The organism is Clostridioides sp. ZZV15-6388, from assembly GCF_020657755.1.
Classification (GTDB): Bacteria; Bacillota; Clostridia; order Peptostreptococcales; family Peptostreptococcaceae; genus Clostridioides.
Genome location: NZ_JAGWCU010000100.1, coordinates 1 through 462, shown reverse-complemented (window position 1 = coordinate 462; position 462 = coordinate 1). Strand labels below are relative to the sequence as shown.

The window sequence follows — 462 nt, the reverse complement described above, 5'->3', positions numbered from 1 at the left end:
CCTTTTGGAAGAAGTCGTCGAAGGTGGAATCAATAACTGGGGTGAAGTCGTAACAAGGTAGCCGTATCGGAAGGTGCGGCTGGATCACCTCCTTTCTAAGGAGAATTGCCTACTGTTTAATTTTGAGGGTTCGTTTTTACGAATACTCAATTAGCACTTTGAGCAACGGGATTTATCCGTTGGCGTTGTGCGTTAGCACTTTAAGCAACAGAATAAACTGAACGCATGTGAAGTTTGTTTGTTGGCGTTGTGCATTAGCACTTTAAGTAACGGAATAATCTGAGTGTATACGAAGGTTGTTCGTTGACGATGTGCGTTAGCACTTTGAAAACTGCATATATATTTAGTGATATGACATCTAATTTGTAATATATAAAGTTGATAACTTTTTAAAATTATCGAAGTTGATAGCTTCTAATCTATCAAACCTTTTTAACTGGTCAAGTTATTAAGGGTGCAGGG

1 rRNA gene is annotated in these 462 nt (G+C 38.3%); it reads left to right on the top strand.

The features are described from left to right. Positions 1–95: ribosomal RNA gene (locus tag KGF48_RS19930) — 16S ribosomal RNA — on the top strand; the annotation flags it as partial. Positions 96–462 lie beyond the last annotated feature (367 nt).